The following is a 9715-nucleotide window of genomic DNA, read 5'->3' on the forward strand; positions in this document are numbered from 1 at the left end:
AAACTTCATCAGGCCGCGCGAAGCGCGTGGGGATTGGGGCGTAGCCCCATTTTAATTCAACCCATAGTGGGACAGGCGCCGCTTCACCTCGTCCCGTCCCAGGTGAACGGCCACGTCGAAGATGCCGGGGCTGACCTTCATGCCCGTCAGCGCCCAGCGCAGGGGCATGGCACAGTCCTTCATCTTCACGTTTCGCTCGGCGGTCCAGCTCCGCGCAAAGGCCTCAAGGCCAGCGGGCGTCCAGTCGGCCAGGCCCGTCATGGCGGAGAAGAACTCCTTCAAGAGCCCCCGCTCGTCCGCCGTGAGGGCGCTGCCGTCCCAGCGGGCCTTCACCGGCTCGAAGGACAGGAAATAGTCCGTGAACTCCGCCATCTCCTTGGCCGTGCGGCCGCGTCCCTCCATCAGGGTGAGGGCCTCCGCCAGCCACTCGTCGCCGTGCTCCTTCACCGGCAGCCCCATGGCCTCCCAGAAGGGGCGCACCATGGCGAGGCGCGTCATGGGATCCAGCCGCTTCAAGTGCTCCTGATTGATAAAGTTCAGCTTGTCCACGTCCAGCACCGCGGGCTTGCGGGTGACGCGCGACAGCTCGAAGAGGTCCGCGGCCTCCTGGCGCGTGAAGATCTCATGGTCATCGCCGGCAGACCAGCCCAGGAGCGCCAGGAAGTTGAACACGGAGTCCGGCATGTACCCCAGGTCCCGATACTCGTAGACGCTCGTGGCTCCCAGCCGTTTGCTCAGCTTCTTCTTGTCCCTGCCCAGGATCATGGGCAGGTGGGCGAAGCGCGGCGTCTCCCACCCCAGGGCGCGGTAGATGAGGATCTGCTTTGGCGTGTTGGAGATGTGGTCCTCGCCCCGGATGACGTGGGTGATGGCCATCAGGTGATCGTCCACCACGACGGCGTAGTTGTAGGTGGGCATTCCGTCGCTCTTGATGAGTACGATGTCCTTGAGTTTTCCGGTGTCCTTCTCCTTCAGCCCGTCGCTCATGCTCTCGATGCGCCCGTAGACGCAGTCGTCGAAGGACACGTCCTGCCCCGGCTCCACCTTGAAGACGATGGCCTCCCCGTCGCGGTAGGCCCTGCCCTCGTCCAGCAGTTGCCGGGCGTACTGCCGGTACAGGTCCAGTCGCTCGGACTGGCGGTAGGGACCGTAGTCGCCGCCCTGGTCCGGGCCCTCGTCCCAGTCCAGCCCCAGCCACCTCATGCCGGACATGATGGTCTCCTCGTACTCCTTCGTCGAGCGGGCTCGATCCGTGTCCTCGACGCGCAGGATGAAACGTCCCCCCGTGTGGCGGGCCCACAGCCAGTTGAACAGGGCGGTGTGCCCGCCCCCGATGTGCAGGGCCCCCGTTGGGCTGGGCGCAAAGCGCACCCGTACGTTTTTGTTCTCCGTCATGATCCTTCCTCCAATGTCCACAGCGTGGATTCGGCACGGCCGTTCCGGCGGCGCTCGTGGCCGGATGCGGCGGATATCCTCTATAATGGTATCTTAAAAGATTATAGCGCAAGTGGGGAAGGGCCGTGAAGCCCCCGACGGGAGAGGGCCGGTCCCCGAAAGCGCTTTGGACGGAGGGCTCTGGGTTTCGATGCACGACAGCATAGGCGACAGGATAGACGAGAGGATCGACGCGGGGCAGGACAGGCTTCTGATCGTGGATGGGCACGGCCTGGCCTACCGGGCCTTTTACGCCATGGAGCGTCAGGAGCTCAGCGCGCCGGACGGAACGCCGACGGGCGTGCTCACGGGCTTCATGAACATGCTGTCCTTCGCGGAGGAGGAGGTGAGGCCCCGCGCCGTGGCCGTGGCCTTCGACGCGCCGGGCCCCACGTTCCGCCACGAGATGCTGCCCCAGTACAAGGCCACGCGCAAGCCGAGCCCGGAGGAGTTCAAGGCCCAGGTGCCCCTGCTTCAGGAGCTGCTGCGCCTCATGGGGTACCCCCTGCTGATCCAAAGCGGCGTGGAGGCGGACGACGTCATGGCCTCCCTGGCCCTGAGGGCGACGGAGAAGGGATGGCAGGCGGTGCTCCTCTCGTCGGACAAGGACCTGATGCAGGTTTTGGGACCGGGGGTCCTGATCATGCGGCCCCTCAAGAGCGGCGTTTCGTCGGCAGAGATCTACAGCGCCGCCGACTTCGAGGCGGAGAAGGGCTTCTCCCCCTCCTCCGTTCCAGACTACCTGGCCCTCCTGGGCGACAAGGCGGACAACGTGCCGGGGGTGGACGGCATCGGCGAGAAGACCGCCGGGGAGCTGATCTCCCGATGGCCAACGCTGGAGGCGGTCTTCGACGGACTGAGCGAGGTCCGACCCGCCGTGCGAAAGAAGCTCGAGGCCTCCGGCCTCGAAGCGGCCCAGCGGTCCCGCGACCTCATCCGCCTGCGCCTCGACGTTCCCCTGGACCTCGATCGGTGCCTCAGTGCCCCTGCGGACCCCGCCGCCGCGCTGGCGCTCGCGGAACGTCTGGCGCTCAGGAAGGTGGCCCGCCGCATCATGGCGGGGCCGACCCAAGCGGCTCCTGCGGCGGGGCCGGAGGTCCGGTTCGTGCCCCTGGCGGAGCTGGCGGAAGCCTGTTGTACCCAGGGGCCGCCCGTCCTGGCCATGGCCCCCCTGCAGGACGGGCGGGTGCAGGTCGCCGCGGAGGACGGCAGGGCCGCGGACTGCTCCGGGGAGGAGGCGCTGGCCCTCCTGGAACGGGTGCGACCGGCGGAGCTCCTGCTGTACGACGGCAAGGCGATGGCCGCGCGCGGCCTGACGGTCCCGGAGGTCGGGGTGTGGGACCTGCGGACGGCGCACTACCTGCTGCACCCGGACGTCGCCGAGAAGACGTTCCCGTCGCTGATTGCGGAGGGGGAGGCGCCGGCCCCCGCGCTCTTCCGGCTGCGGCAGGGGTTGGACTCGGCCATGGCCCGGCACCAGGGGCTGCGCGATGTGATGGAAGGGATCGACCTGCCCCTCATTCCGGTCCTGCTCAGAATGGAGCGCTGGGGCGTGCGGCTGGACCCCTCCCGCTTCGCTGCGCTTCAGGAGGAGCTGGCGGATCGGATCCGCGCCATCGAGGTCCAGGTGGAGGACATGGCGGGGACGGCCGTCAACCTGAACTCGCCGAAGCAGGTGGCGGACCTTCTCTTCGTCCAGCTGGGCTTCGCGCCGGAGGGGAAGACCAAGGGAAAGACGGGCTTCTCCACCAGTGCGGCCGTGTTGGAGCACCTGGCCCGCCTGCCCGGAGGAGAGGTGCCCGCCCTGCTGCTGGAGCACCGGGAGCTCTCGAAGATGCAGAGCGGATTCGTGGTGCCGCTTCAGAAGGCGGCGGAGGAGGGGGAGGGCGTCATCCACACCACCTTCGAGCCCGCCCTCACGGGCACGGGACGCCTCAGCAGCCGGGACCCCAACCTGCAGAACATCCCCGCCTTCGGCCAGTGGGCGGAACGCATCAAGCGGGGCCTCGTCCCCGTGCGGGAGGGAAACGTGTTCGTGGCCGCGGACTACTCCCAGATCGAGCTGCGCGTCCTGGCGCACATGTCGAGGGAGCCCCGCCTCGTCGAGGCCTTCCGGAACGGGAGGGACATCCACCGGGAAACGGCCTCCTGGGTCTTCTCCATGGCGCCGGAGTTCGTGACGCCGGAGCTGCGGCGCGTGGCGAAGATGATCAACTTCGGCCTGCTCTACGGGATGAGCGCCTTCGGCCTGGCGGAACGGCTGGACATGCCCCGCGGGGAGGCCTCCATGATCGTGAAGCGCTACTTCGAGGCGCTGCCCGGTGTGCAGAGCTTCCTGAAGGACATCGTGAAGGAGGCCCACGCGGCCGGCTTCGCCCGCACGCTGGCGGGGCGGATTCGGCCCGTGGACGAGGTGACCGCGCCGGGCCGGGGAGGGCTGGACCGGGTGCTGGTGAACACCCCCATCCAGGGCACGGCGGCGGACATCGCCCGCAAGGCCATGGTGGACTTCGACCGCGCGTTCCGCCACGACGGGGAGGTGCGCCTCTTTCTTCAGGTCCACGACTCGCTGGTCTGCGAGTGCCCCGCCGCCAGGGCGGAGGAGGTGGGGCGCTCGCTCCGGGAGATCATGATGAACGCCGCCACCCTCTCCCTGCCCCTCGAGGTGCAGCTGAAAACGGGAAGCTCCCTGGCAGAGGCGTAGGGCCGAAACAACCCCCCAGTCCCCCTTCGGGGAGCCTAAAAAACAGTTCGGCTGCTTGAGGGGCTGTGCGGATGGTCGAGCCCAGTCCCCCTTCGGGGAGCCTAAAAAACGCGCTTCTTCATTTTTGCCTCCCCTGCAAGGGGAGGTGGTTCGCGCCAGCGAACCGGAGGGGTTGCCCTTTGAAGTCGAGGCGTTCAGTTTCCGGGCCTGGCCCTCAGCGCCTCGACCTCGCCAAGGGACAGCCCGGTAAAGTCGGCAACCTGCTCAGGCGAAATGCCCCGGGCCAGCATCCGCCGTGCCGTGGCGGCGATGCCTTCAGCCTTACCCCTGACCTCTCCTTCCGCAAGCCCTTCCGCCCTGGCGGCCCGGCGGATCGTTTCCTCGATCGTCAGATCGTCCACCATCGCCTTGTAGCTTAAAATGTAGCGCAGACGCTCCTCATGGTTCTGCAAAAACAGCCTCTCCAGGTCAAGAGCCTCGCCGATCATCGGGTCCTGCACCATCGCCTCAGGCATCTTCTTCGCCTCCATTCCTGCAAGATACAGCAGCCAGTACTCCAGACGGTTCCGCGGCGCCCCCTGTCGGACGTACTTCGGCACCTCCAGGTAGACCAGCCTCAAATCCTCGCACAGCCTCTCCCCCGTCTCCTCGTCGCACAGGCTGAACGCCCGGCGGAAACGATCTCCCGCAAACAGGCTGAACGCCAGAATGTGGATCGAGATCGTCTTTCTCAGGTCCAGGTAGGAATCGCCGGCCCTCATCTGAGAGGCGTGCAGGGTGCTCAGGTAATAGGCGGAACGCTGGGGATAGTCGTTCCTGTTCCTCACCTGCACCTCGACCTCCACCTGCGTGCCGTCCGCCATGCCGGCCACGATGTCGAGGTAGACGTTTTTGCCGGCCTCCCGCGTGGCGGAGAGTTCGCGATTGGCGTACTCGAAACTCGTGAAGCCCGCGCTTCCGTCCGGGAACACAAGGGAGTTCACGAGGTCCAGGAACAGATGCTTGCGCTCCTCGCGGCCGAACAAAAACTTGAAGAAACGATCGTTGAGGCGGTAAATCTTTCCCTGCTCCAGGTCTTCTTCAACCTGCTGTTCCGTCACGGGGCCCTTTGCCGGGTAGATGGAATGCAGGGCCTCCTTGCCGATGCTCTCCTCGTCCATGCGCTCAACCTCCCAGAAACGTCGTTTTATACTGCGATGATATCACAACGAAGCAGCAAACCGGAGGGGCATCCTCTGAAGTCGAGGCGTTCAGTTTCCGAGCCCGCTACGTTTATCTAGTCTCGGTTCCCCGCGCCCGATCCGGAGCGCAGCAGCTTCCATGCGATCGTGGAGAGCAGCACCGCCCCCAGGAGCAGAAGGCCCCACACCAGCCGACGCTGCCATTCGCCGTCCGGACGGTCGCGGCCGGCCCGCAGGCCCTCTCCCGCCGGATTGGGGTTCACGGGCGCGCCGACCTTCGCCTCCACGGCGGCGCTCGGCCGCACGTCCTGAAGCAGGTACGGGCTCTGCAGCGCCAGGTCTTTTCGAGCGCTGCCGTAGGCCAGTATCCACGGAGCCCGACCCTGGGCCAGAAAGTACAGGGTGCCGGAATGCCATCCCACCTTCAGCCGGGGCGGCGCCGCGGAGAAGTCCCGATCGAAGTCCAGACGCCAGTAGCGGTCTTCGCACCGGCCAACGCTCATGGCGGCATTCGTCCGGAGGGTCCCCGCCTCGCGCACCCTGAAGAGCACCGCCGACCCGGCGGCGCGCCACGGCGTCCCCGGGTCGGGGCGGGAGGAGCAACGCGCCCCATACAACCCCGACTCCTGCAGGACGAAGTCGAGCTGCGTGACGGGGAACGCCCCACCGAGGTCGTACTCCACCGCCCGGTGGTCCGGGGTGGCCACGCCGTCGAACTCGGCGCTCCCGTCCTCGGACGCCCTCCGCTGCAGCAAACGGGAACAGCGCACCTCCGCGAGCGCGAAGGTCGGGTCCACGCCGCGCACCCTCAACAGAAGGTAGCGGCCTGGACGCCGGGGCAGCTCGATCTCGCTTCTGTCGAGGCGCGCGTCCCCCCTGCGGAGTCGGAGCAGGGGCATGTCGGAACACACCGCGTTCCAGTCCCGCAGGTTTTCGCTCTGGAGGACGTCGGCCTTTGCGTTCAGTGCCGCCTCCCCGGCGGTCTGGAGGTTCAGCCGGTACGAGCCTGGAGCTCCGCCCGACGCGATGGCGGCGAGGTCCAGGAGATAGCTGCGATCGGCCCCGCCATCGTGCGGGCGCCGTTCCCGAAGCGCGACGATGCGGCCGTCCGCGTCGACCCGAACGGAGAGGTCCGCGGGCAAAGCCCTCTCCGCGCCCCCTCCGTCCTCTTGAGGGAGCTCAAAGAACGGCACGGACGCCTCGACGCGCGCCGGCGGCGCTTCGGAGTTCGCGGCCTCCGAGATCACGACGAAGGGGACGACCTCTCCGGTCGAGTCGAAGACGGCAAGGTCGCAGTTCTGAGACTGAACCAGCCCGCCGTAGACCTCCTGAGGGATGGAGACCCTGCAGAACGCTCCGCCAAGCTCCTGCCCCGTCAACTCGTTCGCATGAACGAAATCTTCCAGCAAAACCGGCTTTTGGGGGATCGCGCCCCAGGCCCCGCAGGGCAGCAGGAAGATCAGCACCAGCAGGAATGTCGCTGCCCGACGCGCCGGCAACTCGCTCCTGAGCATCGTTCTCACTCCTTCCCTTGATCTGCAACCGTCTCCCTGGGAGGCAGCGGCGCGGCCCAGCCGATCAGCAAAAACAGGCCTCCCAGCACCAGAAAGGCAAAGATGCGGGTCAGGGTGGCGCTGCGGTTCAGATCGACGAGCAGGAGTTTGACCATGTCCGCGGCCAGCAGCCCCGCGCCCGCACGCCAGAGCGAACGGCTTCTCAATCGCTTCCCCTGAAGGATACCCGCGAGGCCAAGGACGCCCCACAGGATGGCGACGATCCCCTGACAGTGCGACGTCCTCAGCACCATCCAGATCGAGGTAAAGGCCTCGCCCGAGTACCACCACGCCGCCCGCGCGGCGACCTGGTTGACCCAGACGAACAGGAACCCGCAGAGCCCCTGCCGCAGGGGACGGGACGGGCGGCCGTCCTTGACGAAGGAACAGCGGAACCAGAGGACGCAGGACAGGATGAAGATCGCCTGCCACAGTTCGAGGGGGTTCAACAGGGGGACGAACAGCCCGCCGACGGCGGTCCCCTTCCACTTGAAGCTGTCGACGAAAGCGGGCAGTTGCAGCAGCAGGGGAAGCGCTGTGGCAAAGGCCAGGGATTTGGGGCTCCCCGCGAAGGCCGAGCGCTCCCGCGCCCGCGACACGTGGAGCAACAGCGCCGCCAGGGGCAGGAGCGAGAGCAACTGCGCCCAGTCCCCTCCCCAGCGGAACCCCCATTGCTCCAGGGCCATGTCGGCCAGCCTCAGCCCCACGAGGATTGCGGCGAAGTGGAAGATTTCGATGCCTCGAAAGCCGGCCTTCGTTTGGTACAGCAGGCGAAGCGACGGCCCGATCGTCGCCGCGTAGACGATGGCGCTCGCCGTCAGGCTGCGCCCGATGCCGAAGAAGTCCAGGGTCACGGGGCGCAGGACGAAAGGCAGCGTCTCGAAGACCCAAAGGATGCCGGCGATCAGCGGGCCGAACAGGAGGAGTTGGGCCGCACGCCAGTCGAGGCGCAGGGAGGCCCAACAGGCGGCCAGGGCGGTCAGGCAGACGACCGGGAAGGCCGAGAGCCAGGGGAGCCCGATGCGAGGCACCTGGTCGCCCATGGTCCCCCACCACCACAGGGCCCCTATGCCCGTCAGGACCCAGGATAGGATGACGCAGGCCGAGTGTACGTTTGAACGGAGAAACTCCGACGCCTGGCGTTCCCATCGGGTGCCATGAGGGAGGCCTTCCTCTCGCAGCCGGAAGCGCGTGACCCAGAAGCCGCTGCACCAGAGGGCGGCAGCGAACAGGACGCCGCTGGCGAGGATCGGGCTCAGCGCCGAATCGACCGTCAGGTCGACCCGAACCAGTTCGGGGGCGTAGAGGCAGAGGGCCCCGACCTGCAGAAGAATTCCGCCCAGCAGGGCTTTCAGGCTTCCGTAACGACAGGCCACGACGACCAGGAACGCCCCTTCGGCCGCCCACACGGCGGACGAGAGCACGCGCTCGAAGGCGTAAGGGAGGACGAGGTTTGAGAACAGGATGCTCAGCGCGGCAAAGAGACGCCAGACCACAGGCTGATACCGTTCCCCCCTTTGGCGCAGCCAGACCCCTAAGATCAGGTACCACACCCCAAGCCCCAGGCAGGTCGAGGCCGTGCCGTAGGCGAGGTGTCCCGCTGCGTGGGACTGCAGGAAGAAGAAGACGAAGGGGATGAGGACGGTCAGGGGCATATCGGCGGCGTCGGAGGGCTCCCCTTCGGCACGGCGCATCGCGAAGCGAAGCGTGATCAGCGTGTAGGTTGCAAGGAAGATCAACAGGAGGGGCTCCACCGCAGAGAAGAGATCGGGCCTCCAGTTGCGCTGGCCCCAGAACAGGGCAATGCCGGCGGTGAGGAGGAAACCCATCCGGTTCAGGAGGCGCCAGCGGCGTCGGAACGCGATGACCAGGATCTCGAAGTTCAACAGCGTGCAGATGGAGAAGAGCGTTACGGGATTATTACGGGCGCCCACCTGAAGCAGGTGGGGGGCGGCAAAGCCGCCCAAGATCGCAAAGAGCGCCAGGGGCTCGTAGTCCTGCACCAGCGCCAGGACGACGGTGACGACGGAGAGGAAGAGCATCGCCCCAATGGCCGGCCCCTCCGGCAGGATGGGCACGTTGGTGGAGGCCGAATGGAGTTTCGCGGCAGCCAGCACGACGAGGTAGAGCACGCCCATGCCGCCTCCCTGAAGGACCAGCGCGTAGGCACGACGCCTCAGCCTCATACGGAATCCAAAGGCCACCATAAGGAGTCCCGTGACGGCGGCACCCGTCAGGCGCATCTCCAGGGTCAGCAGGCCGAGGTGGACCGCGTAGCTGAAGAGCAGGCCGAACCCCACGAGGAAGAGGAGCACGCCCGTGCAGACCCAGATGTTCCCCTCGTCGATCAGCCAGGTGAGGAGGCGGGACCACGCGACGGCGACGGAGCCGGGTTGGCGGGACGACGAAACGCCGTCGCGGGCACCGTTGGCATCGTTGGGGTCGTTGAGACTGTTGGAATGGAGGGCTGCTGCTGCGACGGGGAGTTCCTCGACGGCGGGCGCCTCAGGAGCTTCCCGGAGAGGTTCGGAAGGCTCCGGCGCCTCGAGGGAGACTTCCAGCCCCTTCGGCAAGCCGAGGTCAATGGACACTTCTTCCACGGGAGTTTCGACAGAGGGCGGCGCCTCCGGCAGAGGAGAGGCCGGCGGCAGCTCCTCGGACAGGGGAGGGATGGCGGGTCGCTCCTCGGAGAGGGGCGTGACGGAGGGCTGTTCCTTCGAGGCCTCTATCGGGAGCGAGCCCTGCCGCATCGCATCGATCGCCTTCTCCAGCGCCGTGATGCGGCGGCTCAGGCGCTCCGTTCCATCGCCCACCTTTCCTAAGATCAGGAACGGCGCCAGGAT

5 protein-coding genes are annotated in these 9715 nt (G+C 67.0%); 1 reads left to right on the forward strand and 4 read right to left on the reverse strand.

The genetic code is table 11. The features are described from left to right. Window positions 1-51: 51 nt before the first annotated feature. Window positions 52-1395: a glutamate--tRNA ligase gene (gltX, locus tag Q0629_RS09945; RefSeq protein ID WP_298782027.1), complete on the reverse strand. Its 1344-nt coding sequence runs from the start codon at window positions 1393-1395 to the stop codon at window positions 52-54. Between the two features lie 190 nt (window positions 1396-1585). On the opposite strand from gltX, the gene Q0629_RS09950 reads away from it, so the two are divergent. Next, window positions 1586-4138 (forward strand): DNA polymerase, encoded by a 2553-nt coding sequence (locus Q0629_RS09950; RefSeq protein ID WP_298782029.1) that lies wholly within the window; start codon window positions 1586-1588, stop codon window positions 4136-4138. Window positions 4139-4332: 194 nt separating this feature from the next. On the opposite strand, the gene Q0629_RS09955 is transcribed toward Q0629_RS09950, so the two are convergent. The 3 genes from Q0629_RS09955 to Q0629_RS09965 all read right to left on the reverse strand — a co-directional run. Continuing rightward, window positions 4333-5298: an Rpn family recombination-promoting nuclease/putative transposase gene (locus Q0629_RS09955; RefSeq protein ID WP_298782031.1), complete on the reverse strand. Its 966-nt coding sequence runs from the start codon at window positions 5296-5298 to the stop codon at window positions 4333-4335. A 116-nt stretch (window positions 5299-5414) separates the two neighbouring features. Continuing rightward, window positions 5415-6833 (reverse strand): DUF3999 family protein, encoded by a 1419-nt coding sequence (locus Q0629_RS09960; RefSeq protein ID WP_298782034.1) that lies wholly within the window; start codon window positions 6831-6833, stop codon window positions 5415-5417. A gap of 5 nt (window positions 6834-6838) precedes the next feature. Next, a partial coding sequence (locus Q0629_RS09965) for a DUF2339 domain-containing protein (protein ID WP_298782037.1) occupies window positions 6839-9715 on the reverse strand: 2877 nt, incomplete at its 5' end.

It is taken from the genome of uncultured Fretibacterium sp. (assembly GCF_938030725.1).
Classification (GTDB): Bacteria; Synergistota; Synergistia; order Synergistales; family Aminobacteriaceae; genus Fretibacterium.

Excerpts from the sequence above, each read along its gene's own strand:
- gltX (WP_298782027.1), bottom strand. The coding sequence starts at position 1,395 with ATGACGGAGAACAAAAACGTACGGGTGCGCTTTGCGCCCAGCCCAACG.
- Q0629_RS09950 (WP_298782029.1), top strand. The coding sequence starts at position 1,586 with ATGCACGACAGCATAGGCGACAGGATAGACGAGAGGATCGACGCGGGG.
- Q0629_RS09955 (WP_298782031.1), bottom strand. The coding sequence starts at position 5,298 with ATGGACGAGGAGAGCATCGGCAAGGAGGCCCTGCATTCCATCTACCCG.
- Q0629_RS09960 (WP_298782034.1), bottom strand. The coding sequence starts at position 6,833 with ATGCTCAGGAGCGAGTTGCCGGCGCGTCGGGCAGCGACATTCCTGCTG.